The 23656-nt window shown below is 70.4% G+C and carries 22 protein-coding genes and 1 pseudogene; 13 read left to right on the forward strand and 10 right to left on the reverse strand.

Annotated elements, in window-relative coordinates; genetic code table 11:
• Positions 1-6: 6 nt before the first annotated feature.
• A complete protein-coding gene (locus YWY_RS0104830; RefSeq protein ID WP_028846681.1) occupies positions 7-657 on the forward strand; it encodes a double zinc ribbon and FHA domain-containing protein in 651 nt (216 codons plus the stop codon).
• Positions 658-674: 17 nt separating this feature from the next.
• On the opposite strand, the gene YWY_RS0104835 is transcribed toward YWY_RS0104830, so the two are convergent.
• From YWY_RS0104835 to YWY_RS0104845, 3 genes are all read right to left on the reverse strand, one after another.
• Positions 675-1427, reverse strand: coding sequence for an isocitrate lyase/PEP mutase family protein (locus YWY_RS0104835; RefSeq protein ID WP_028846682.1), 753 nt, complete (start codon positions 1425-1427; stop codon positions 675-677).
• Between the two features lie 140 nt (positions 1428-1567).
• Positions 1568-2530 carry a methylmalonyl Co-A mutase-associated GTPase MeaB gene (gene meaB, locus YWY_RS0104840; protein WP_028846683.1) on the reverse strand — a complete coding sequence of 321 codons (963 nt, stop codon included), beginning with the start codon at positions 2528-2530 and terminating at the stop codon, positions 1568-1570.
• A 31-nt stretch (positions 2531-2561) separates the two neighbouring features.
• A complete protein-coding gene (locus YWY_RS0104845) occupies positions 2562-3749 on the reverse strand; it encodes an acetyl-CoA C-acetyltransferase (RefSeq protein WP_028846684.1) in 1188 nt (395 codons plus the stop codon).
• A gap of 130 nt (positions 3750-3879) precedes the next feature.
• Here YWY_RS0104845 and mce point away from each other — a divergent pair, with 130 nt between their 5' ends.
• The 4 genes from mce to YWY_RS0104865 all read left to right on the forward strand — a co-directional run bounded on the left by mce (position 3880) and on the right by YWY_RS0104865 (position 7887).
• Positions 3880-4338 (forward strand): methylmalonyl-CoA epimerase, encoded by a 459-nt coding sequence (gene mce, locus YWY_RS0104850; protein ID WP_028846685.1) that lies wholly within the window; start codon positions 3880-3882, stop codon positions 4336-4338.
• A gap of 114 nt (positions 4339-4452) precedes the next feature.
• Complete coding sequence (gene ccrA / locus YWY_RS0104855) at positions 4453-5796, forward strand: crotonyl-CoA carboxylase/reductase (protein WP_038044509.1); 1344 nt, start codon at positions 4453-4455, stop codon at positions 5794-5796.
• A 116-nt stretch (positions 5797-5912) separates the two neighbouring features.
• Positions 5913-7103 (forward strand): coiled-coil domain-containing protein, encoded by a 1191-nt coding sequence (locus YWY_RS20335; protein WP_084608942.1) that lies wholly within the window; start codon positions 5913-5915, stop codon positions 7101-7103.
• A gap of 334 nt (positions 7104-7437) precedes the next feature.
• The gene (locus YWY_RS0104865; RefSeq protein WP_028846687.1) at positions 7438-7887 is read left to right on the forward strand and encodes a universal stress protein; all 450 of its coding nucleotides are present in this window, start codon (positions 7438-7440) and stop codon (positions 7885-7887) included.
• Between the two features lie 93 nt (positions 7888-7980).
• Here the strand turns inward: YWY_RS0104865 and YWY_RS0104870 are convergent, their stop codons facing one another.
• Together YWY_RS0104870 and YWY_RS0104875 are read right to left on the reverse strand one after the other, a co-directional pair.
• Positions 7981-9216, reverse strand: a complete 1236-nt coding sequence (locus tag YWY_RS0104870) for an aldehyde dehydrogenase family protein (protein WP_028846688.1) — start codon at positions 9214-9216, stop codon at positions 7981-7983.
• A 109-nt stretch (positions 9217-9325) separates the two neighbouring features.
• Positions 9326-10828 (reverse strand): cobyric acid synthase, encoded by a 1503-nt coding sequence (locus YWY_RS0104875; protein WP_028846689.1) that lies wholly within the window; start codon positions 10826-10828, stop codon positions 9326-9328.
• A 95-nt stretch (positions 10829-10923) separates the two neighbouring features.
• On the opposite strand from YWY_RS0104875, the gene cobU reads away from it, so the two are divergent.
• The 7 genes from cobU (at position 10924) to YWY_RS20345 (ending at position 16729) form a co-directional block, all read left to right on the forward strand.
• On the forward strand, positions 10924-11544 hold the full coding sequence (gene cobU, locus YWY_RS24365; RefSeq protein WP_028846690.1) for a bifunctional adenosylcobinamide kinase/adenosylcobinamide-phosphate guanylyltransferase: 621 nt from the start codon (positions 10924-10926) through the stop codon (positions 11542-11544).
• The gene (gene cobT, locus YWY_RS0104885; protein WP_245566557.1) at positions 11541-12605 is read left to right on the forward strand and encodes a nicotinate-nucleotide--dimethylbenzimidazole phosphoribosyltransferase; all 1065 of its coding nucleotides are present in this window, start codon (positions 11541-11543) and stop codon (positions 12603-12605) included. The genes cobU and cobT overlap by 4 nt, the downstream gene beginning before the upstream one ends.
• 3 nt (positions 12606-12608) lie before the next feature.
• On the forward strand, positions 12609-13367 hold the full coding sequence (locus YWY_RS0104890) for an adenosylcobinamide-GDP ribazoletransferase (RefSeq protein WP_028846692.1): 759 nt from the start codon (positions 12609-12611) through the stop codon (positions 13365-13367).
• An 88-nt stretch (positions 13368-13455) separates the two neighbouring features.
• Entirely contained in the window at positions 13456-14268 is an 813-nt protein-coding gene (locus YWY_RS0104895) for an oxygenase MpaB family protein (RefSeq protein ID WP_028846693.1), read from the forward strand.
• 339 nt (positions 14269-14607) lie between these two features.
• Positions 14608-15552: an ABC transporter ATP-binding protein gene (locus tag YWY_RS20340; protein WP_245566568.1), complete on the forward strand. Its 945-nt coding sequence runs from the start codon at positions 14608-14610 to the stop codon at positions 15550-15552.
• The gene (locus YWY_RS0104905; RefSeq protein ID WP_028846694.1) at positions 15549-16400 is read left to right on the forward strand and encodes an ABC transporter permease; all 852 of its coding nucleotides are present in this window, start codon (positions 15549-15551) and stop codon (positions 16398-16400) included. The genes YWY_RS20340 and YWY_RS0104905 overlap by 4 nt, the downstream gene beginning before the upstream one ends.
• Before the next feature lie 53 nt (positions 16401-16453).
• Entirely contained in the window at positions 16454-16729 is a 276-nt protein-coding gene (locus YWY_RS20345) for a helix-turn-helix transcriptional regulator (protein WP_051309870.1), read from the forward strand.
• 642 nt (positions 16730-17371) lie between these two features.
• Here YWY_RS20345 and YWY_RS0104915 read toward each other — a convergent pair.
• The 4 genes and pseudogenes from YWY_RS0104915 to YWY_RS0104935 all read right to left on the reverse strand — a co-directional run bounded on the left by YWY_RS0104915 (position 17372) and on the right by YWY_RS0104935 (position 21369).
• Positions 17372-17983, reverse strand: a complete 612-nt coding sequence (locus YWY_RS0104915) for a TetR/AcrR family transcriptional regulator (RefSeq protein WP_028846695.1) — start codon at positions 17981-17983, stop codon at positions 17372-17374.
• Positions 17984-18035: 52 nt separating this feature from the next.
• The gene (locus tag YWY_RS20350) at positions 18036-19238 is read right to left on the reverse strand and encodes an NAD(P)/FAD-dependent oxidoreductase (RefSeq protein WP_051309760.1); all 1203 of its coding nucleotides are present in this window, start codon (positions 19236-19238) and stop codon (positions 18036-18038) included.
• 5 nt (positions 19239-19243) lie between these two features.
• Positions 19244-20581: pseudogene (locus tag YWY_RS20355) on the reverse strand (fatty acid desaturase).
• A 344-nt stretch (positions 20582-20925) separates the two neighbouring features.
• Positions 20926-21369: a MarR family winged helix-turn-helix transcriptional regulator gene (locus tag YWY_RS0104935; RefSeq protein WP_028846697.1), complete on the reverse strand. Its 444-nt coding sequence runs from the start codon at positions 21367-21369 to the stop codon at positions 20926-20928.
• Positions 21370-21469: 100 nt separating this feature from the next.
• On the opposite strand from YWY_RS0104935, the gene YWY_RS0104940 reads away from it, so the two are divergent.
• Entirely contained in the window at positions 21470-22396 is a 927-nt protein-coding gene (locus YWY_RS0104940) for a quinone oxidoreductase family protein (RefSeq protein WP_028846698.1), read from the forward strand.
• On the opposite strand, the gene YWY_RS20360 is transcribed toward YWY_RS0104940, so the two are convergent.
• Complete coding sequence (locus tag YWY_RS20360; RefSeq protein ID WP_156899109.1) at positions 22384-23502, reverse strand: alcohol dehydrogenase catalytic domain-containing protein; 1119 nt, start codon at positions 23500-23502, stop codon at positions 22384-22386. The two genes, YWY_RS0104940 and YWY_RS20360, sit on opposite strands and share 13 nt — an antisense overlap.
• Positions 23503-23656: the final 154 nt, after the last annotated feature.

The raw sequence follows: 23656 nt of genomic DNA on the forward strand, positions 1-23656 counted from the left end.
AGTGCGATGCCGAGGTGCCCTGGCGGGCATCAAACCGCAGACGTCGACTACTGCGACGTCTGCGGGCTCTCGCTCCATGCGTCGAAGCCGACCTCGCCGGTGCCGAGCTTGGCGAAGTGCCCGGCGTGCGGTGCTCAGCTGCAGGGGCGGTTCTGCGAAGCGTGCGGCACCGACTCCCTGCCCGGCGCTCCCCCGCCGGTGCCGGAGCAACGGCCGGTGCACGTCACACCGCTCCCGGAGCCGCCGAGGGCCACCTGGACGGCCGTGGTCAGTGCCGATCGGGCGCATTTCGAAGCGGTGACGGCGGCGGGCAACGGCTCCGCACCCGGCGAGTTCCCGAGCAGCTGGCAGGACCGGCGCTACGTGCTGCGCGGTGACCAGATGAGCGTCGGGCGGCGCAGCCGCTCGCGGAAGATCAAGCCGGACATCGACCTGACCGGGCCGCCGGAGGACTACGGCGTGTCCCATCTGCACGCCGTGTTCGTGCCCAACAGCGACCACACCTGGAGCGTCGTGGACGTGGGCTCGACGAACGGCACCATGCTCAACGACCAGCCGTATCCGCTGCCCGCGAACGTCCCGCATCGGCTGCGCCACGGCGACCGGCTCTACCTGGGCGCCTGGACGGTCATCACCATCAAGGTCGACCCGCACTGACCAGCTTGCGCCCACGGTCAGTACGGCGCCTTCCCCGCCGCCACCTCGGCCAGCGCATCGGCCAGCCAGCGGCGCGCGGCCTGCCACAGCCCGCCGCCCAGCGAGATCCGGGCCACCCCGATCCCGGCCAGCTGCGTCAGGTCCGGACCGCCGGGCAGGTAGGTGGCGTTCACCGGCGCGGGAGCCACCGCGGCGACGAATTCCTCCAGCACGTCCGCCGACCGCACGTGAATCGGATACACGCAGTGGGCGCCGGCGTCGAGATACGCCCGGGCCCGTTCGATCGCGTCCGGCAGCGCCGCGCGCTCCGCTTCCGCCGAGGACGCGGACAGGAACGAGTCGATGCGCGCGTTGACGATCAGGGCGTCATCGGCGTGTTCGCGCAGCTGGGCGATGAAGCCGGCCTGCTCGCTCGGCGTGCGCCTGCGCCCGGACTGCTGATCGGTGTCCTCCACGTTGCATCCCGCCGCCTCGATCTCCAGCAGCATCTCCACCAGCGCACCGGGCGGCAGGCCATAGCCGGACTCGGCGTCCACGGTCACCGGCACGTCGACCGCGGCGGTGATGCGCGCCGCGGCGGCGAACATCTCGGCGGCGGTGGCCTCTTCCCCGTCGCCGTAACCGAGCGTGCCTGCCACCGCGACCGAGCTGGTGGCAACGGCCGGAAATCCCGCCGCCACGACCAGGCGGGCGGTGTCGGCGTCCCAGATGTTCGGCAGCACCAGCGGGGTGCCGGGCACGTGCAGATCCAACAGATCCTGAGCGGTCACCCGATCTTTCTACCCGAACCCGCCCCGTCTCCCACCACGGTGCGGGGCGGCTCGGCATGGAAGGGCACTTTCGAACCGGTGCGGGGGCACTCGGGGGCCGGACAAGCCGTCTTGGGCGTCCCGCCGTGACCGGCAGGGGTTCACCGGCGCAGGGTGCGGATCAGCTCGTCCGCGGCGGCGAACGGATCCAGTTCCCGATCCACCACGCGCTTGGTCAGCACCTCGAGCGTTTCCCCACCGCGCAGGTCGGCGAGCTCGGTACGCAGCCGGCTGAGCGCGATGGTCTCCACCTCGGTGCGGGCCCTGGTCAGCCGCCGCCGCGCCAGCTCGCCCTCCGACTCCAACCACGCACGGTGCTGCCCGATCGCCTGCAGGACGTCCTCGGCGCCTTGCTTGCGCGCCGCCACGGTGCGCACGATCGGCTGCCGCCACCTTTTGCCCCGCAGCTCGCGGCGGCTCAGCGCGATCATGGTCTTCAGCTCCCGGACGGTGGTCTCGGCGCCGTCACGGTCGGCCTTGTTCACCACGAACACGTCGGCGATCTCCAGCACGCCCGCCTTGACCGCCTGGATACCGTCCCCGGCACCCGGCGCAAGCAGCACCACCACGGTGTCGGCCAGCCGGACGATGTCCACCTCGGACTGCCCCACGCCGACGGTTTCGATCAGCACCACGTCGAACCCGGCGGCGTCGAGCACGCGCACCGCCTGCGGCGTCGACCAGGACAGCCCGCCGAGCTGCCCGCGGGTGGCCAGCGAGCGGATGAAGACACCGGGGTCGGTGGCGTGCTCGGTCATCCGGATGCGGTCACCGAGCAGCGCGCCGCCGGAGAACGGCGACGACGGGTCGATCGCCAGCACGCCCACGCGCTTGCCCTGCTCGCGCAAGGCGCCCAGGAGCATCGACGTGGACGTGGACTTGCCCACCCCCGGCGGACCGGTGAGCCCAATGACCTGCGCGTTGCCCGTGTACGGGGTCAACGCGCGGACGACCTCGGACAACCGTGGGTGGTCGTCCTCCACCAGGGACAGCAAGCGGGAGACGGCACGCGGCTGCCCGGCTCGCGCGCGGTCGACCAGCTCGCCGACGTCGAACTGCGGGATCACGCCTGGTGAGCCCAGAGCTCCGGGCGCATCACGACCGCGGAACCTTCACCAGCAGCGCGTCACCCTGACCACCGCCGCCGCACAGCGCGCCGACGCCGACGCCGCCGCCGCGCCTGCGCAGCTCGTGCACCAGGTGCACCACCAGCCGAGCGCCCGACGCGCCGATCGGGTGGCCGAGCGCGATCGCACCACCGTTGACGTTGACCTTCTCCTCCGGCACGCCGAGCTTCCTGGTGGACACCAGACCGACGGCGGCGAACGCCTCGTTGATCTCGACCAGGTCCAGGTCGTCGACGCCGATGCCCTCCTTGGCCAGCGCGGCCTTGATCGCGTTGGACGGCTGCTCGTGCAGCGAGGCGTCCGGACCCGCGACGACGCCGTGCGCGCCGATCTCGGCCAGCGGCTGCACACCCAGTTCCTCGGCCTTGGCCTTGCTCATCACGACGACGGCCGCGGCTCCGTCGGAGATCTGCGACGCCGAACCGGCGGTGATCGTGCCGTCGGAGGCGAACGCCGGACGCAGCTTGGCCAGCGTCTCGACGGTGGTGTCCGGCCGCACGCCCTCGTCGGCGCGGAAGATCACCGGGTCGCCCTTGCGCTGCGGGATCTCCACCGGCGCGATCTCGGCGTCGAATCGGCCTTCGGCGATCGCCGCGGCGGCCTTCTGGTGCGAGGCGGCCGCGAACGCGTCCTGCTCCTCGCGGGTCAGGCCGTAGCGGGAGTTGTACTTCTCCGTGCTGGCGCCCATGGCGACCTGGTCGAACGCGCAGAACAGGCCGTCGTAGGCCATGTGGTCGACCAGCGTGGTGTCGCCGTACTTGAAGCCGGAGCGCGACTTGGGCAGCAGGTGCGGAGCCTGGGTCATCGACTCCTGCCCGCCGGCCACCACGACGTCGAACTCGCCGGCGCGGATGAGCTGGTCGGCCAGCGCGATCGCATCGATGCCGGACAGGCACACCTTGTTGATGGTCAGCGCGGGCACGTCCATCGGGATGCCTGCGGCCACCGCCGCCTGCCTGGCCGGGATCTGGCCCGCACCCGCGGTGAGCACCTGGCCCATGATCGTGTACTGCACCTGCTCGGGCGCCACGCCCGCTTGCTCGAGCGCCTTCTTGATGGCGATGCCGCCGAGCTGCGCGGCGGAGAAGTCCTTCAACGAGCCGAGCAGGCGACCGATCGGGGTTCGAGCAGCGCCGACAATGACCGAACCAGACACCGTGAGCCTCCAAGCCTTCGACGACGTCGTCCTGTCGGGGACCTTACCGCCGCTCGCTACTGCGCAGTAGCAGCTGTGACCTACTCTGCAGCGCTGCTCTGCGACGGCCGCCGTGACCTACGCTGCTGCCATGAACGACGTCATGCAGCCCGTGCAGCACCTCGTCACCGCGATCGACCACGTGGGGGTCGCGGTGCCGGACCTGGATGCCGCGATCGAGTTCTACCGCGCCAACTTCGGTTTGGAGGCCACCCACGTCGAGGTCAACGAGGAGCAAGGGGTGCGTGAGGCGATGCTGCACGCACCCGGCGACGGCGGGCACGGGACGGCCGTCCAGCTGCTCGCCCCGCTGAACGAGCGGTCCACCATCGCCAAGTTCATCGACCGCAACGGCCCTGGCCTGCAGCAGCTGGCGTTCCGGGTGAGCGACATCGACAAGGTCACCGAGGTGCTGCGCGCCAACGGGCGCCGGGTCCTCTACGAGGAGGCCAAGCGCGGGACCGCCAACTCCCGGGTGAATTTCGTGCACCCGAAAGACGCCGGTGGCGTGCTGATCGAGCTGGTCGAACCCGCTCGCGACGCCGGGTGACGGCGCGTGCGCGGGAGCGTGAGATGGCTCGCTACTTGTGAGTAACTTTTCCTGTGACGTGGTTCAATCCGGGCAACTGGTCACCCGCAGGCCGAGCGCACGGAGGTCGCGACAATGGTGCAGCAGATCCTGGACGCAATCCTGAGCGACAATCTCGACGCTGTCGGCTCGCTGCCGGTACCCGAGAGCTATCGGGCGGTCACGTTGCACGCCGACGAAGTGGACATGTTCCAGGGCGTGCCGACCAAGGAGAAGGACCCGCGCAAGTCGCTGCACCTGGACGAGGTCCCCACGCCGGAGCTGGGGCCGGGTGAGGCGCTGGTCGCGGTGATGGCCAGCGCGATCAACTACAACACGGTGTGGAGCTCGATCTTCGAGCCGATCCCGACGTTCAAGTTCCTCGAGCGCTACGGCAAGGTGTCGCCGCTGGCCAAGCGGCACGACCTGCCGTACCACGTCGTGGGGTCGGACCTGGCGGGCGTGGTGCTGCGCACCGGGCCGGGCGTGCACCGGTGGAAGCCGGGCGACGAAGTGGTGGCGCACTGCCTGAGCGTGGAGCTGGAGGGCCCGGACGGGCACAACGACACCATGCTCGACACCGAGCAGCGCATCTGGGGCTTCGAGACCAACTTCGGCGGCCTGGCCGAGATCGCGCTGGTCAAGGCCAACCAGCTGATGCCGAAGCCGCGGCATCTCACCTGGGAGGAGGCCGCCTGCCCGGGGCTGGTCAATTCCACCGCGTACCGCCAGCTGGTGTCGGCCAACGGTGCGAACATGAAGCAGGGCGACGTCGTGCTGATCTGGGGCGCCTCCGGCGGGCTCGGGTCGTACGCCACCCAGTACGCGCTCAACGGCGGGGCCATCCCGGTGTGCGTGGTGTCCAGCCCGGAGAAGGCGGAGATCTGCCGCAAGATGGGCGCCGAGCTGGTGATCGACCGCAGCGAGGCCACCGGCGAGGGCTACCGGTTCTGGAAGTCGGAGACCGAGCAGGACCCGAAGGAGTGGAACCGGTTCGGCAAGAAGATCCGCGAGCTGACCGGGGGCGAGGACCCGGACATCGTGTTCGAGCACCCGGGCCGGGAGACCTTCGGCGCGTCGGTCTACGTCGCGCGGCGCGGCGGCACGATCGTGACGTGCGCGGCCACCAGCGGCTACATGCACGAGTACGACAACCGGTACCTGTGGATGAACCTCAAGCGGATCATCGGTTCGCACTTCGCCAACTACCGCGAGTCGTGGGAGGCGAACCGGTTGATCAGCAAGGGCATGATCCATCCGACGCTGTCGAAGACCTACCGGCTGGAGGAGACCGGCCAGGCCGCGCTGGACGTCCACCGCAACGTCCACCAGGGCAAGGTGGGCGTGCTGTGCCTGGCGCCGCAGGAAGGGCTCGGGGTGCGCGACGAGGAACTGCGGGCCAAGCACATCGACGCCATCAACCGGTTCCGCGGCCGGTGAGCCGCCCGGGATAATCGTCTTCCGGGGCCGGTGCGCACGGGGCGACACGCCGACAGCCGCGTCGTCCCGGCCGACCGGCACGGAAGATCGAACACGAACGGGTAACGTTGGCAGCCATGAACTTCGGCGAGGACGGGGATCTGGTACCGCTGGGTGCCGGCTTCGATGTCGTACGACGCGGATACAGCCCTAACCAAGTCAACGAGCACCTGGAACGCCTCGACGCGGACCTGAAGATGCTCACCTCGGACCGCGACGCGGCCATCCAGCAGGCCAGCGACCTGGCCAGGCAGCTGGAGGAGGCGCGCTCGGAGATCGACGAGCTGCGCGAGAAGGTCAACCGGCTCTCCCAGCCACCCACCACGATGGAGGGCCTGTCCGAGCGGCTGCAGCGGATGCTGAAGCTGGCCCAGGACGAGGCGTCCGAGACGAAGGCCCGCGCCGAAGCCGAAGCGGCGCACATCCGGGCGAAGGCGGAAGCCGACGCCAGCGCCCTGCGCGCGCGTTACGACCAGCAGCTCGCCGAGCTGGACAAGCGCCGTCAGGCGATGGAGGAAGAACATCGCACGACGATGGAGCAGGCGCGCAAGGAGGCCGAGGAGCTGCTGGCCAAGGCCGAGCAGGAACGGCAGCGGCTGGACAAGGAGGCCGCCGAGCGCCGCACCAAGATCGAGGAGGACTTCGACATCGCCATGGCGACCCGGCGCGCCGAGGCGATGAAGCAGCTGGCCGAGCAGGAGGCACAGAGCAAGGCCGAGGCGGAGAAGCGGCTGCGGGAAGCCGCCGAGGAGGCCAAGGCGACCAGGGAGCGGATCGCTCGCGAGCTGTCCGAGCACAAGGAGCGGATCGCCCGGGAGCTGGCCGAGCACCAGGAGCTGATCGCCAAGCAGCGTCGCGAGTCGATCGAGGAGGCCAACCGGCGCAAGCAGGACGCGATCACCGAGGCGAACGCCCGGCTGGCCGAAGCGGCCAGCGAAGCCGAGCGGCGGGTGCGGGAGGCGACCGAACTGGCCAACCACCGCATCAACTACGCCGCCGAGCGCGTCGAGGCGCTGCGCCGGCTGCGCGCCCGCATCGCGGCCCAGATCAACGCGGCCCGCACGGCCATCACCGAGGCCGACGGCCTGCTCGCCGAGGCGACGTCGGTGACCGAGCAGAGCACGGCGAAGCAGGACGGCAAGGTCGAGGGCAAGGGCAAGGACGCCAACGACGCGACGGGCGCCGGCAAGGCGGCGAAGTCCACCGCAGAGATGGACACGGTCAAGGCGCTCAAGCCGGTCGTGCAGCAGGCCGACGGGGCCAACTGAGACCTGCCCCGGCGGCCGCTGCCGAGTCATCGGATTCGGGGTCGTCACCCGTCGCCGGCCGGCAGCCGAAAGCAAAGCCGAAGCGGGGCTGCGACGACGCCTCGGAGGCCCGCACGTCCTCAATTGGTCCATTCCGGCCAGGTCGCCCTCGCCCTACCGGCCCCCGGAGCGCGTGTCCCGGCCGGAGCACGTCGCGGTGGTCACACGAGCCGGGCAATCCTGGCACCGACCGAAACCTGACACCCGAACGCTCGTTGTTGATCTGCATACGGCAGCGCGCATCGCTAGTCTTCAGCGCGTGCCGCAGAGGCGTCACGGACACAAAGGAGCCACCATGACCGCTTACCGAACCGTCGTCGTCGGCACTGACGGGTCGGAGTCCTCGTACGCCGCCGTCGATCGCGCCGCCCAGGTGGCCGCCGCTGCGCAGGCGAAACTGGTCGTCGCCTGCGCCTACTATCCCGCCAGCAAAGAGGTGGTCGACAAAGCCCAGGACATCCTGCGTGACGAGGCCTACCAGGTCGTCGGTTCGGCTCCGGCCGACGAGACCCTGCACACCGCGCGGGAGCGAGCGGCGGCTCAGGGCGCCCGGGACGTGGAGACCGTGGCGGTGGAAGGTGAGCCGGTCGCCACGCTGCTGCGCGTGGTCAAGGAGCACTCCGCGGATCTGCTGGTGGTCGGCAACCGCGGGTTGAACACCCTCGCCGGGCGCATTCTCGGCTCGGTTCCCTCCGAGGTGGCCCGCAAAGCAGGCATCGACGTGCTGATCGTGCACACCACCTGACCACACCCGCAGACGCAAGCCGGCCGGTCAGCCGACGCAAGCCGGCCGGTCAGCCGACGCAGGCCGGCCGGTCAGCCGACGCAGGCCGGCCGGTCAGGCGGGCACCACGGCGTACTGCCGCACGTACAGGTCCTGGTAGGTCACCGGACCGCGCGGCCCGGGCACCCGGTCCAGGTTGATCCCGGTCTCCGGCACGGCCAGCAGCTTGAAGCCGTCCAGCAGGCGCGTCGTCGCGTTCCAGAACACCCCGGTGCCGGTGTAGCCGTCCAGGAAGCGCGCCGCCGCGTCGGCGTCCTCGGTCGCGATCCCCGCGGCCAGCCCGGAGGTCTCGTCATTGGCGATCGCCACCGCGGCGTCCACCCCGTCGACCTTGGCCACGGTCACCGTGGCCTCGCGCTCGGAATCCAGCGCCCACTCGTAGCCGATCGGGTGGTCGTACGGCGGCAGGGACGGCCGCACACCCCGCTTCTCGAGCGCCTGCGAGACGACCTCCCACGCCTTGTCGTAGATCGGCTCGTCGATGAGCAGCAGGTTCAACCGGTTGCAGACGCCGAGCCGGTCCAGGCTCTCGAACACCAGGTCGTGCAGCTTGCTCAGATCGGCGCTGCGCTCGACGAACAGCACTCCGCCACCGTCGGCGTGCGCCAGGGTCCGCACGTCCTTGGCGGCCGCGGCGCGGGCCAGTGCGCGGGTGCTGTCGCCGCTGCCCCGCAGGATCACCAGCGGCACCAGCGCAGGCAGGCCCACCAGCGCGAAGGCCGCTTCCCGCTCGGGTACCGGCACCAACTGCACGACGTCCGGGTCGATGCCCGCGTCGGCCAGGCCGGGGGCGATGACGACCTCCATCAGCTTCTTCGCCGACGCCAGCGCCGCCCCACCGGTGCGCAGGACACCACCGTTGCGCGACTTCACCAGCTGCGAGGCGATGTCGACGGTCACGTTCGGCCGCGCCTCGTAGTTCGCGCCGATGACCCCGACCGGCCGACGGCGCTCGATGAGCCGCAGCCCGCCGTTCAGCTCCTTCACCGGAATCTCGCGCTCCAAGTGCGGGGTGGTCGACAGCAGCTTCAGCTGCTCGACCATGCCGGCCAGCCGTTGCTCGGTGACCGTGAGCCGGTCGAGCAGGCCCGCGCTCATCCCGTCCGCCTTGGCCTTGGCGACGTCCTCGGCGTTGGCGGCCAGCACCTCCTCGCGCGCCGACTCCAGCCGGCCGGCCATCGCACTCAACGCCGCGTCGATCGCCTTGTCGGAGGCGGCGGCCAGCGACGGCGCGGCTTGCTTGGCTGCCTTGGCGCACTGCTCGACGGCTTCGGCCACGTGATCCGGCACCTGCTGCTGCACGCTGGTGAGTCCTTCCTCGGTCGGTCTCCAACCCCGCGCCCAGTATGCACGCCGCGCGGTCCCCGGCTCGGCCGAGGGACGGCGTCTGTCCCCGCGCTCACGCCAACCGCGGCACCAGCGTGGGCAACCGCCCGGGGCCGGCGTCCATCAATCGGGTCACCGCATCGAGATCGACGTGCTCCGCCACGGCATCGGCCACCCGGTCCAGCATCCGCTCGCGGAGATCGGCGAACCCCGGTGCCGCCGCGTCCGGTTGCCATTCGACCCCGGACTGCGCGGCGACTTCGGCCAGCCATGCCCGCCGGAATCCGTCGTTGTCGAACGCGCCGTGCCACATGGTCCCCCAGACCGCGCCCAGCCGGCAGCCGTCCAGAAACGGCTCGGCCTCCCCCGTCACCGACACGGTGCCGTGGTGAATCTCGTAACCGGTGACCTCGTGCCCTCGCCACGTTCCGTGCGGCCGTCCCAGCACCTTCTCCTCGGCGAACACCACCCGCGCCGGAAGCAACCCGAGTCCCTCGACGGTTCCGGCGGCCGACTCCCACCGGTCGTCGATCTGCTCGGCCAGCATCTGGTAGCCACCGCAGATGCCCAGGATCGGCCTGCCGGACCGGGCCCGGGCCTGCAGCGCCGCCGCCAGTCCCCGGTCGCGCAGCCAGGCCAGGTCGCTGACGGTGGCTCGCGACCCGGGAAGGACCACGAGGTCGGCGGCGAGAACCGCAGCCGGATCGGCGGTCGCGGTCACGCTCACCCCCGGTTCGGCGGCCAGCGCATCGACATCGGTCGCGTTGGAGATCCTGGGCAGGCGGACGACGGCGACGGTGAGCCCGGTCGCCGATCGGCTGTCCCGCCACGCCGTGACCGGGAGCGTGTCCTCGGAGTCGATCCAGACCCCCGGCAGCCAGGGCAGCACGCCGAGCACCGGGCGGCCGGTCCGCTTCTCCAGCTCGCGCAGGCCCGGCTCCAGCAGGCCGCGGTCGCCCCGGAACTTGTTCACCACCCAGCCGGCGATCACGGCTTGATCGCCGGGGTCGAGCAGCGCCAGCGTGCCGTACATGGCGGCGAAGACCCCGCCACGATCGATGTCGCCCACCACCACGACCGGGAGACCCGCGGCGCGGGCCAGCCCGAGGTTGACGTAGTCGCCCGCACGCAGGTTGATCTCCGCGGGGCTGCCCGCGCCCTCGCAGATCACCACGTCGAAACGCCGCCGCAGGTCCTCCAGCGCGGCGAAGGCGTGCCGGGCGAGCTCGTGCCGCCCGACGGCGAACTCCCCCGCCTGGAGCGTGCCGAACGGCTTGCCCATCATCACCACGTGACTGCGCAGGTCGCTGCCCGGTTTGAGCAGCACCGGGTTCATCGCCGCTTCCGGTTCGACCCCCGCGGCGCGGGCCTGCAGCCACTGCGCACGGCCGATCTCCGCGCCGTCGGCACAGACCATCGAGTTGTTCGACATGTTCTGCGCCTTGAACGGGGCGACCGAGACGCCTCGCCTGGCCAGCGCCCGGCACAAGCCGGCCGTGACCAGGCTCTTGCCCGCGTCCGAGGTGGTTCCGGCCACCAGCAGGCCTTTCCCCGGCTGCCGTCGCGCTTCGCTCATGACCCCCGGACGCTAGCCGAGCAACGCCGCACCGAACGGCGTTCTGCCCGGAAACTCACATTTCCCGGCCACCGCACCGCTGCCACAATGACCGCGTGACGTCCATCCTGCGCGCGGCACTGGCCGCCGTCGTCCGGCGCGGCGCGCACGTGCTCGACGGTCTTGCTGCTCAGCTGGCTCCTCCGCGGCGCACTTTGATCCTCGGCGGCGCCCGCTCGGGCAAGTCCTCGTACGCGGAGCAGCTGCTCGCCGGCAGGCGCCGGGTGATCTATCTGGCGACCGGGGCACCGCCGGGCGACGACGAGGAGTGGGCCGAGCGCATCCGGCGCCATCGCGAGCGCCGGGCCGCTCATTGGGAGACGGTCGAGACGATCCACATCGCCGCCGCCCTGCGCGCGGCCGACGCCCCGGTACTGATCGACTGCCTGGCCACCTGGCTCGCCCGGATCTGCGACGAGGCCGGCGCATGGGACGCCGCACCAGGGTGGAAAGAGCGGCTGGAGCACGAGGTCGAGGAGCTGGTGCAGGCCTGGCGAGCCGCGCGCGTTCCCGTCGTCGCGGTCAGCAACGAAGTGGGCAGCGGCATCGTGCCGAGCACCCCGTCCGGGCGGTTGTTCCGGGACGAACTCGGTGTGCTGAACAGCCGCATGGCCAGCGAGTCCGACGCGGTACTGCTCATGGTGGCGGGCCGCCCGATCCGATTGGAGGCGCCGTGATCGTTCCCGGCATCCCCACCATCCCGGCCCCGGACCAGGACGCCGAGCGGCGCGCGCGGGACGTCCTGGACAGCCTGGTGAAACCGAAAGGGTCGCTGGGCAGGCTGGAAGAGCTGGCCGCGTGGCTCTCGGGCAGACACGGCAGCGTCCCGCCCGGCCCGGTCGACCCGGTGCACGTGGTGGTGTTCGCCGGTGATCACGGCGTCAGTCACAACGGGGTGTCGGCCTATCCGCGCGACGTCACCGCGGCCATGGTGCGGGTCTTCCACAGCGGCAAGGGTGGCGTGAACGTGCTGGCTCGCCAGGTGGGAGCGCAGGTGCGGGTCGTGGACATCGGTGTCGACGCCGATCTGACGGACATGCCACCGGAAATCCTGGCGCACAAGGTCTGCCGGGGTTCGGGCTCGATCGACACCACGGATGCGCTCAGCCCCGAGCAGACGGCGCGCGCGTTCCGCGAAGGCCAGGCCGTCGCACGGGCGGAAATCGCCGCGGGTGCCCGGCTGTTGATCCCGGGCGACATGGGGATCGGCAACACCACCATCGCGTCCGCGCTGGTGGCCGCGCACCTCGGCTTGCCTGCCGAAGAGGTCGTCGGTGGCGGCACCGGCATCGACCCGGCGACACGTGCGCACAAGACAGCCGTGGTCAAGGCGGCACTGGACCGCGCAGAGGCGCGCATCACCGACCCGTTCTCCCTGCTCACCGTGCTTGGCAGCGCGTGCGCTGCGGCAACGGCGGGATTCGTCGTGGAAGCCGCCGCACGCAGGACACCGGTCGTGCTCGACGGCGTCTTCACCACGGCCGCCGCGCTGGTCGCCGCGGAGATCGCGCCGGGTGCGGCCGCCTGGTGGTTGTCCGGGCACCGATCGACCGAGCCGGCGCAGGAGTTCGCCCTCAAGGCGCTGGGCTTGCAGCCGATCGTCGACCTGGGCATGCGGCTGGGCGAAGGGAGCGGCGCCGTGCAGGCGATCCCGTTCCTGCGCGCCGCCCGCGCGGTCATCAGCGACATGGGTCTGCTGTCCGAAGTCGTCCCGCCGGACGGCGGGACGCCCCGCTGAGCCATCGTGAACGCCCTGTTGTTGTCCGTCGGCACGCTGACCGCGCTCCCCGTTCCCGCTCCGAGCGTCGTCGACCGCCGCGTCGCGGGCGCCGCAATGGTGCTTGCCCCCGTTGCCGTGCTGCCGTTGGCGGTGCTGGCCGCGGGCGTTGCGGCAGCCGGTGAAGCGCTTGGGCTGCCCGCTCTGCTCACCGCGTTGCTGTGCATCGGTACCGGCGCTCTCGGCACCCGGGGTCTGCACTGGGACGGTCTCGCCGACACCGCCGACGGCCTGAGCGCCGGCTACGACCGGGAGCGAGCGTTGACGGTCATACGCAGCGGAGACACCGGCCCGAGCGGAGTCGTGGCCGTCGTCCTCGTGCTCGGCGGCCAAGCTGCCGCCATCACCGGCGCGATCGCGGCGGGGCACGGTCCGTTCGCGGTGGCCGTCGGCATGCTGGCCGGACGACTGGTGCTGGCGCTGTGCTGTGCACGGGGCGTGCCGTCGGCTCGCCCCGAAGGGCTCGGCGCGACCGTCGCCGGGACGGTCGGCCGGCTCGCCGCGGTGACGACACTGCTGGCCGGTGTCGCTCTCGTCGCGGCGGCGAGCCTGCCGACTCCCCTACCGCCGTGGCGTGCCGGGCTGGCCGTCGTGGTCGGAGCGGCATGCGCCCTCACCCTGCTCGCCAGGTGCGTGCACCGGTTCGGCGGCGTCACCGGGGACGTGCTGGGGGCCTGCGTGGAAACCGCCACGTTGGGCACGCTGGTGCTGCTGTCGTTCTGAGCGCCCAATTGACAACGGTTGTGGTCACCTGGTGTCATGAATCCGCCGTGAGCCGCATGGCGGAGAGTCTCCGAGAGGCGAGGTGACGGTGGCTGAGCCGGCCAGGATCCGCGACAGGCTCACCGGCCTCGCCCTGCTCGCCGGTGGCGCGAACGTGATCATGCAGCTGGCCCGCCTCCCCGTCGGGCACGGCGTGGTGCACAGCCCGGTGGAATCCGGCAACCTGTACCGCCACCCGCTCAAGCGCACCCGCACCACGCTGATGTATCTGGTGATGGCCGTCGACGGCACACCGGAGGAACGCAAGGAGATCCGCCGCCAGATCAACCGGGTGCACGCCCGAGTGCGCTCACGACCGGACAGCCCGGTGCAGTACCACGCGATGGACCCGGAGCTGCAGCTGTGGGTCGCCGCCTGCATCTACCGCGGCACCGAAGACACCTGCCGCTTGCTGTGGGGAGAGCCGGACGAGCGCACCCGGGAAGAGCTGTACCAGGACGCCCGCCGCTACGCCACCACGCTGCAAGTCCGCGAAGAGCAATGGCCCGCGGACCGTGCCGCCTTCGAGGAGTACTGGCAGCGCGAGGTCACAAAGATCGAGATGGACGACGACACGCGCAGCTATCTGCGTGGCTTCGCGCGTGGCACGTTTCTGCCGAAGCCGCTGCAGTGGCTGCTCGGCCCGGTGATGGAGTTCATGGCCATCGGCTTCCTCTATCCCGAGTTCCGGGACGAGCTCGGGGTGTCGTGGTCCGAGCGGCAGCAACGGCGGTTCGACCGCGTCATCCAGATGCTGGGCAAGGTGAACCGGGTGCTGCCGCGACCGCTCCGGGAATTCCCGTTCAACGTGATCCGCTGGGACACCAGGCGGCGCCTGCGCACCGGCAGGCCGGTCGTCTGACATCGGCTCGGACACCGAGCTGCCGGGCCACGTTCTTCCCGTTGTCTCGCCCGCACAGCAGGTCGCTCCTGCCGACAGCACCGGGCTCCAGGCCACTGGACGGCCGTCCCGGCACGACCTATGGCAGCTCACGGACGTAGTAGGTGCCCAACCATTTGTCATACCTGAGCGATGTTCAGCAATATAGATTCAACTGGATGTAGTACATGTGCTAAATTTCGTCGCATGACTGAGGTCGACAAGGGAGGAACCTCGGCTTCTGCCACCCAGACGGCAACCGAGGTCGGGGGGTTGGCGGATCCCGGACCCGACACCGTCATCGACGTCCGGGACCTGCACATGCGTTACGGCACGAACGACGTGCTCAAGGGGGTCACGTTCAGCGCTGAGCGGGGGGAGGTGCTGGCACTGCTCGGCCCGAACGGCGCGGGCAAGACCACCACGATCGAGATCCTGGAAGGCTTCCGGATGCGCTCCGGCGGTTCGGTGTCGGTGCTGGGCACCGACCCGGCGCACGGCAACGAGTCTTGGCGGGCGCGCCTCGGCATCGTCCTGCAGTCCTGGCGCGACCACGGCAAATGGCGGGTGCGCGAGCTGCTGCACCACCTCGGCTCGTTCTACACCCCGTACTCGACGGAGGCGATCCGCCGGCCGTGGAACACCGACGAGCTGATCGAGGCGGTCGGCCTGTCCGAGCACGCCGACAAGCGGGTGATGCGGTTGTCCGGCGGCCAGCGCCGCAGGCTGGACGTGGCGATCGGGATCGTCGGCAAGCCGGAGGTGCTGTTCCTGGACGAGCCCACGGCCGGGTTCGATCCCCATGCCAGGCGCGAGTTCCACGACCTGGTGCACCGCTTGGCGGACGAGAACATCACCGTGTTGCTGACCACGCACGACCTGGACGAGGCGGAAAAGCTGGCCGACCGGATCCTGGTGCTCGCAGGCGGGCGCATCATCGCGGACGGTTCCGCGGACGCGCTGTCGCGGATGGTGTCCACCAAGGCCGAGGTGCGGTGGAGCATCGGCACCGAACGTCACGTGCACTCCACCGACGACGCCACCACGTTCGTCCGCAGACTGCTCACCGAGCACGGCTCGGCCGTGCAGGACCTGGAGGTCCGGCGGGCCAGCCTGGAGGACACCTACATGAAACTGGTGTACGGAATGGAATCCGGCCTGGCAGGCGACGAGGACGCCGCCCAGGTCTTCTTCGGCAGGGAAGAGCAGGTGACCGTGGCCGCCGAGCCGCACGGCCGGGACATCGACGAGGAGGGGGCCCGATGAACGCAAGCGGTGTGGCGATCCGCGCGGGCATCCGCCGTGGCCTGGCGGAGATCAGGCAGATGCTGACCAGCGGGCCGGACCTGCTCAGCGTGCTGTTCTTCCCGACCATCACGCTGATCGTGATGTACTTCCTGAGGGATTCGACGTTGCCGGGCACGGACATCTCCGTCGGCTCGGCCGCCATGCCCGGCGTGCTGGGCATGCAGGTCGCTTTCGCCGGGCTGGTCGGCGTGTCGGCGTCGCTGATGGTGGAGCGCGAGGACGGCACGCTGCTGCGCGCCAAAGCGGTGCCCAACGGCATGTTCGGTTACCTGGTCGGCAAGATCATCGTCGGTGCGTTCGACGGCGCGCTCGCCATGCTGATCGTGTTGATTCCCGGGCTGTTCCTGCTGGACGGGTTCCGGATCGAAAGCCTGAACGCGTGGCTGACGCTGGCCTGGGTGCTGGCGCTCGGGCTGATCGCCACCATGCCGATCGGGGCGATGATCGGTTCGCTGTCGGACAACCCGCGCAACATGGGCCTGGTGATGCTGCCGCTGCTGGGCCTGGTGGCGATCTCCGGCGTCTTCTACCCCATCACCGCGCTGCCCGGCTGGGTGCAGTTCATCGCCCAGCTGTTCCCGATCTACTGGCTCGGCCTCGGCATGCGGTCGGCGCTGCTGCCCGATGCGGCCGCGGCGGTGGAGATCGGCGGATCGTGGCGGTATGCGGAGATGATCGGCGTACTCGGGGTGTGGATCGTCGTCGGGCTGATCTTCGCCCCGATCCTGCTGCGCAGGATGGCCAGGCGAGAATCGGGATCGACGGTGGCCGCCCGACGGGACCGTGCCTTGCAGCGTGTGCAGTGAATGGTGAGCAGTCGAGCAGATTCGGCAGCAGGCGAGCGTGAGGTGTGCCCGACATGAGCGAAGTGATCTACAACCGGATCGCGATGCTCCGTGCCGAGCGCGGCATCTCACGCCGCCAGCTGGCCGACGCCCTCAAGGTCCACTACCAGACGATCGGGTATTTGGAGCGCGGCGAATACAGCCCCAGCCTGTACCTGGCGCTGAAGATCGCCGAGTACTTCGACGTGCCGGTCGAAGTGGTGTTCTCCACCAAACCGTTCCCGCGGCTGGGCAGCGAGGAGACCAACCATCGCGGCAACCGGGCTCCTTCGGACGTCGGCCAGGGGTGACCGCTGCGGTCGGGCACGAGCGCGGCGGGCCGGTCACGGTGCGCGGGCAGCGGATCGGCTGAACGCACCCTCCGGCAACCGCCGACCGGTAGGCCCGACCGCCACAAGCAACGCCGCGATCCGACCACGGCCGCGCCAGCAGCTCCTCCGCCATCCCGTTCGACCACACGGTCCGGACACGGTCCGGCAAGCCCGGCCGCGGGTGCGCGGGGCGGCAGCTCGGCCGCAGTACCCGGGCCGCAGTCCAGTCGTGGTAGTCGGGTGACCGCCCGGTCGTGGTGCACAGACGGTGCCCGGCCGACTGTTCTGCCAGGAGGTCGGCCTGTCGTACAGCCAGCCGGGATGGCTGCGCTCCTATCGGTACGTGCTGCAGCTCCTATCGGTACGTGCTGCAGTATCTGCATTCCCTGGGCGCGCCGTGCACAGCCCGCATGACCGGCGGCAGGTACCTCGCCCGCCGAAAGCACGGTGAGACACACGATGCGCCGTTGCCGAACGCCGGTACGCCGCCGGGCCTGACCAGCCACGGCCACCCTGGCCGGTCGCCGCAGCGGGAACGAAGTTTGCTCCGGCAGCGAACGGAAGGCGCGCCCGTGTCGCGAACACCAGCGCGATCCAGCCGAGACCGAGGCCGTTCCGCCGTCAGTCGCGTTCGACCATGCAGTCCAGATAGGGCCCGAAGAGCTCGGCCAGCGCGGCGGCGGTCTGCTCCGCGGGCGCGGTCGCGGTCGCCGCGTGGCTGATGGCCAGCCGGGTCACGTTCTCCGCCACCAGCCGGACCGCGTGATCCGGCACGTCCGGCCAGGTCCGGGTGAGCACGCCGGTGAGCTGGTCGGTGGCGAACGTGAGCACCGGCCCCGCCTGGTTGGTCAGCAGCGGCAGCAGGCCGTCGTCGCCACGGCCGCTGACGATGGCGGCGATCAGCGGGTCCTGCTCGGCGGACTTGAGGAAGACCTCGACCGCGGCGGCCAGCGCGGCGCGCGGGTCGTCGGCGTGCGCGGTGATGGCGTCCTCCACCGCGGCCAGGAAGCGGCTCGCCTCGTGCAGCACGAACGCCTGCGCGAATCCCTGCCGCGACCCGAACTCGTTGTACAGCGTCTGCCTGCTCACCCCGGCGGCCTTGGCCACGTCGGCCATCCGGGTCTCCGCCCACGACTTCTCCGCGATCAGGTCACTGGCCGCGTTGAACAACGTCTCCCGCAACAGCTGGCGGGCCGCCTCCGGATACTGCATGCGATTGCGCGGTCGGGTCACGTCTGACGACGTTTGCATCACCCGCGTGCCGTGTCAACCAACTTGACACGGCTCACCCGAGGGCGGCGAACACTTCGTCGACGGTGGCACCGGGCCGACTGGTGATCAGCCCGCGCACGATGCGGACGTCCTTCGGCCGGTTCATGCTCACCGCGGCCACCAGCCGCCCGCCGCGCCGGAACACCGCGGTGAACTCGTGCTCCTCGACCCGTCCGCGCACGGTCACCTCGTCGTCGGCCGCCGGCCACCCGGCGACGTGCAAGCTCTTGCCGTACTGGTCGGACCAGCACCACGGCACCTTGTCGAAGACCGTGCGCTCACCGAGCATGCCTGCCGCCGCCGCTGTGCCCTGTTCCTGCGCGTTGGTCCAGTGCTCCACGCGCTGACGGCCACCCAGGTGGACGTTCGGCAGGCACGCCACGTCGCCTGCCGCGAACACTCCCGGCGCCGAGGTCCGCAGGTACTCGTCGACGACGATCCCGCCGAACCGCTCGTCCACCGCGATGCCCGCTCGAGCGGCCAGCTCGGTGTTCGGCGCGATGCCCACCGCCACCAGCACCGTGTCGGCCGTCCACTGCCGCCCCGTGGTGTCGGTGACCCGTACGCAGCCATTGGCAGGCTCGAACGTCGCGACCTGCACGCCCGTGTGCAGCTCCACGCCGTGCCGGCGATGCAGCTCGGCATACGGCTCGGCCAGCTGCGGCGGCAGCAGTCGCGACATGGGATGCCGCTCGGCTTCCAGCAGCACGACCGAGCAACCCAGACCGCTCGCGGTGGCCGCGACCTCGCCGCCGATCAACCCGGCGCCGACGACCAACAGCGAGCTGCCCGGCCGCAACCTGTGCCGGAGGGCGGCCACGTCGCCGATGGTGCGCAGGGTGAACACCCCCGGCACAGCGGCCGCGTGCGGCAACTCGCGTGCACGACCTCCGGTGGCCAGCAGGAGCTGGTCGTAGGCCAGCTCGTCTCCGTCGTCGAGCTCCAGCGTGCGGGACTCCACGTCCAACGCGACCACCCGCCTGCCGGTGCGCAGCTCGATGCCCTGCTGCTCCCACACCTCCGGCGGCCGCAACCGGATCCGCTCCTCCGGCGTCTTGCCGCTGAGCAGATCCTTCGACAGCGGAGGGCGGCGATACGGCGGGTGCGGCTCGTCGCCGATCAGGACGACCCGGCCCTGGTAGCCGCCGGTGCGCAGCCGCAGCGCGGCGCTCGCACCGGCGACACCTGCGCCCACGATGACCGTCGTCGCGCTCACCGTGCTCAGCCGACCGGCTCGAAATCGATCTTGTCACGCACCCCGCAGTCGGGACAGTTCCAGTCGTCGGGGACCTCGGACCAGGGGGTGCCCGCCGGGAAACCCTCCCGTGGGGCACCGACCTCCTCGTCGTAGACGTACTCGCAAACCGGGCACTGGTACTTGCTCATGTCTCCTTGGCCTCACGCGGATGCCGCTTTCGCGCCGTAACGGGCCAGCACCTTGTCCCGCTTCGGCGGATGAATGTTCGCTTTGGTGATGTCGCCGTTGTAGTGCGCCAGCAGCCTCTTGTCCATCACCTTGCGCCACAGCGGCGGGATCAACGCCAGCAGGATCATCGTCGCGTATCCGGCGGGAAGCTGCGGAGCCTCCTCGTAGTCGCGCAGAGCCTGGTACCGGCGCGTCGGGTTGGCGTGGTGGTCACTGTGCCGCTGCAAGTGGTACAGGAACACGTTGGTCACCACGTTGTTCGAGTTCCAGCTGTGCCGTGCGGTCGGCCGCTCGTACCGGCCGCCCTTCGCCGTGCGCTGCCGCAGCAGCCCGTAGTGCTCGAGGTAGTTGACCACCTCCAGCAGGGAGAAGCCGAAGAACGCCTGGATGAGCAGCATCGGCAGGACCTCCCAGCCGAACGCGGCGATCAGCGCCCCGTACAGCACCACCGACATCAGCCAGGCGGACAGCACGTCGTTGCGCAGCGTCCACGGGCCGCGGTTGCTGCGGGCCAGCCGCTTCTTCTCCAGCGCCCATGCGCTGCGCAGGCTGCCGGAGACGGTGCGCGGCCAGAACCGGTAGAACGACTCGCCGACCCGCGAACTGGCCGGGTCCTCCGGGGTGGCGACCCGCACGTGGTGGCCGCGGTTGTGCTCGATGAAGAAGTGACCGTAGAACGTCTGGGCCAGCGCGACGCGGGCCAACCACCGCTCGTACTCGACCTTCTTGTGCCCCAGCTCGTGCGCGGTGTTGATGCCGATGCCCGCCACCACGCCGACCGAGATCGCCAGGCCGAGGCGGTCGAACCACGTCATGTCGTAGGTCGTCCACATCCAGCAGGCCAGCACCAGCCCGGCGTACTGGATGGGCAGGAACAAGTAGAGGATCCAGCGGTAGTAGCGGTCGTTCTCCAGCCACTCGATCAGCTCGTCCGGCGGATTCTCCCCGTCGGTGCCGATGATCAGGTCCAGCAGCGGGATCAGCCCGAACACCACGATCGGAGCCATCCACCAGACCAGGTGCATGGCCCAGGTGCCCTCCCAGCTCTGGTAGCCGAGCCAGATGAGGAACGGGATCGCGGGCACCACCAGGCCGAGCATCCAGGCGTATCGCTTCGGATCGCGCCAGCTCACTTCGTCCCGGCTCGCGCCGTCGTTGCCGGATGCGGCCTGCCCGTTGCCGTCCGGAACACCTTGACCTGCGGCGACCGATGTCATGACCACGCCTCCTCGCGTGCTCGCGACCCAGGCGATCTGGGTGTAACTTGGAGTTACACGTAACGTTGACACGAGCGGCCAGCCGTGTCAACAGACCGACACCTGAACGCAGGATGTAAAGCGCGCACACCGAGCCGACACCCGGCACATCCGCGCAGGCCACCGATCACCGGGCACCGCCACGAATCGCGGCACGGTCAGGTGCCGGGCAGTCCGACGGCAGCCGGTCACCTCTCCTGAAGCCACCGTCACCGCTTCGCCTACGGCTCGGAGGCGAACTCGACGCCGGCCCGATCGGCCGCAGTCAAGACATCCAGCAGCCGCGTCAGATCGCACTGCTGCGCCTCGTCGAGCCGCCCGACGAACGGCGCCAGCTCGGCCACGACATCCCGCCGCACCTTGTCGAACAGCTCCCGCCCCTGCTCGGTGAGCGCGACGTCCACCGCCCGGCGATCCTCCGGCGACCGACCCCGGACCATCAGGCCGCGCCGCTCGGCGCGCTCCACCAGGCCCGACATCGTGGACTTGTCCAGGCCGAGAAACGCCGCGAGCTCGGTCATCCGGGGCCGGCGATCTCGCAGGATCCCCAGCACGCGCAGCTGCGTCAGGGACAAGTCGTGCGCCGCACCGGCCCGGGTCAGCACGGCCATGACCCGGAACGTCGTACGCACCAGGGCATCCATCAGGTCCTCGTCCGCGGCCATGCCCGGATCCTACTTGACATTGTTGGCATTACCAACCAAAGTGGTGTGGGCGTTAGTTGGATTTACCAACAACTTGTAATACCAACCACTTGGAGGAGTCATGCACGCCGCCGTTCTCACCGACTTGGCCGCACCGCCGCAGTACGGCGAGCACCCCGATCCGGTCGCCGAAGGGCCGGGGGAAGCCGTGGTCGAGGTCCTTGCCGCGCCACTGCACCGGCTGACCCGAGGACACGCGACCGGGTCGCACTACGCGGCCCGGGCCACGCTCCCCCTGGTTCCCGGCGTCGACGGCGTCGTCCGCGACGAGAACGGAAGGCTCTGGTACGCGGTCCTGCGCGACCGTCCGCTCGGCACGTTCGCCGAACGCACGGTCATCGATCGCCGCTACACCGTGCCGCTGCCGGACGACATCGACCCGGTGCGCATCGCGGCCGCGATGAACCCGGCAATGGCCTCGTGGCTGGCGCTGCGCCGCCGCGTCACGTTCCGGCCGGGCAGCCGGGTGCTCGTCCTCGGCGCCACCGGCGTCGCCGGCCGGATGGCCGTGCAGATCGCCAGGCACCTGGGGGCGTCGTACGTGGCTGCGGCGGGCCGGAACCCGTCCCGCCTGGCCGGGCTGACCGACCTGGGAGCCGACGCCGCGGTGACCTACGACCAGATCGACTCGGTGGCCAACGCCGACGTAGTGCTCGACTTCGTGTGGGGCGAACCGTCTGCTCGCGCGATGCGCTCGGTGGTGATGTCCCGCGCTTTGCGTTCCACCGCGCTCGACTGGATTCAGATCGGTTCGGTCGCCGGGCAGACCCTCGAACTCGACGCGGAACTGCTCCGGGCCGCCCGGGTGCAGCTGTGCGGAAGCGGCGTCGGCTCGGTGGCCCTGCCGGACATCCTCACCGAGCTCCCAGCCATCGCCGATGCGGTGCACAGCAGCGCGATCGACGTGCCTGCACGCCCGGTGCCGCTTGCCGATGTGGCCGAGACGTGGGACGCCTCCAGCGACGACCGCGTCGTCTACGTGCCGTAGCCGTGGCTCGGCCCCGCCCCGGGCTGGTCGAACACCACCAGCGTTCGGCCGCCGTCGCCCTTGGCGAGGCGGTCGAACGCCTCCGGGGCGTCTTCCAGGCGAATGCGATGGGTGATCAGGGCGCCGAGGTCGAGCCTGCCGTCGAGCACCGCTTTCGCCAGCTCGGGCACGTCGACGTCGGGATCGGCAGTGCCGTAGATGGAGCTGCTGAGCGTGCGGGCGAAGTGGTAGAGCTCCAGCCCGTTGAACGACACGTGATCATCGCGGGAGCCGACGCCGAGCGTGATCACCCGCCCGCCACGCCTGGTGCTCGACCACGCCGTCCGGATCGCCGCCGAACGTCCGACGCACTCGAAGGCGACGTCCGCACCGCGCCCTTCGGTCATCGCGCGGACTGTCTTCGGAGCCGACTTGTCGGCGACGACGAAGTCCGTGGCGCCGGCGGCCTTGGCCAGATCGGCTTTGCTCTCGTTGACGTCGAGCGCCACGATCCGGCCTGCCCCGGCCAGCCGCGCCCCGAGGATCACGGACAGGCCGACCCCGCCGAGGCCGACCACGGCGACCGACTCCCCCTGCCGCACCCTCGCCGTGTTGCGCACAGCGCCCACGCCGGTGAGCACGGCACAGCCGAGGAGGGCGGCCTCCGCCAGCGGCAGCTCGGCCGGCACCGGGATCACGGCGTTCTCCCCCACCAGCACTTCCTCGGCCAGTCCCCCCACGCCGAGCGTGACGTGTGTTTCCGTACCGTCCGCCAGGCGGCCGCGCGGCACCGAGGCCACGCCCTCGTTCGTGGTGCACAGCCACGGCTCTCCTTGCCGGCAGAACCAGCACTCGCGGCACGGCGGGCTCCAGTTGAGCACCACGTGGTCACCTGCCCGCACGCGGCTGACGCCGTCACCGACCTCGGTCACGACTCCGGCCGCCTCGTGGCCGAGTACCAGGGGAAACGACGGGGCAAGCACCCCGTTCACCATGGACAGGTCGGAATGACACACGCCGGCACCCCGGACCGCCACCCGCACCTGCCCCGGCCCGGTCGGCCCGAGCTCGACGTCCGACAGCTCGAATCCGGCATCCACACCGCGTGAGATCAGCGCGCGTACCATGCCCGGCAGGCTACCCTCGCGTTGTTCCGGATTTCTGCTCTGTGAGAGCCGCTCCATCGTTCTCGATCACCCGCAGACCGGGCAAGCGTACGCGCGAGACAACTCCGAGTCCGATCAGATGGCGCAGGATGTGCCCGGCTGTTTGGATGATGTC

The organism is Thermocrispum agreste DSM 44070, from assembly GCF_000427905.1.
Lineage (GTDB): Bacteria > Actinomycetota > Actinomycetes > Mycobacteriales > Pseudonocardiaceae > Thermocrispum > Thermocrispum agreste.